The following is a 465-nucleotide window of genomic DNA, read 5'->3' on the forward strand; positions in this document are numbered from 1 at the left end:
TGGTTGAAGCCAGCGCGGAGAACCCCTCTTTCGACAGTTCCTGTACGGTCATGCGCTTCTGGAAATCTGCCAGCCCGAGGCTGGAACAGGTGGCGGTGTAACCGTAAGTCGGTAGAACGTGGTTGGTGCCGGAGGCGTAATCACCTGCCGATTCCGGTGACCAGTCACCAAGAAATACCGAACCGGCGCTGGTGATGCTATCGACCAGTTCACGGGCGTTGCGGGTCTGAATGATCAGGTGCTCCGGGCCGTACTGGTTGGAGATCTCCACGCACTGCGCTAAATCTTTAGTCACGATCAGGCGGCTGGCGTTCAGTGCCTGGCGGGCGGTTTCGGCACGCGGCAGTTCTGCCAGTTGGCGTTCGACGGCCTCGGCAACGCGACGCGCCATATCAGCAGCGGGCGTCAGTAAAATCACCTGTGAGTCCGGGCCGTGTTCAGCCTGAGAGAGCAAATCAGAAGCCA

General features: G+C 59.8%; 1 protein-coding gene. It reads right to left on the reverse strand.

Annotated features, from left to right (window positions below):
• A partial coding sequence (locus tag EOS_RS42735; protein ID WP_235443143.1) for a histidinol dehydrogenase occupies positions 1-418 on the reverse strand: 418 nt, incomplete at its 3' end.
• Positions 419-465: the final 47 nt, after the last annotated feature.

It is taken from the genome of Caballeronia mineralivorans PML1(12) (assembly GCF_001028175.1).
GTDB lineage: Bacteria > Pseudomonadota > Gammaproteobacteria > Burkholderiales > Burkholderiaceae > Caballeronia > Caballeronia mineralivorans.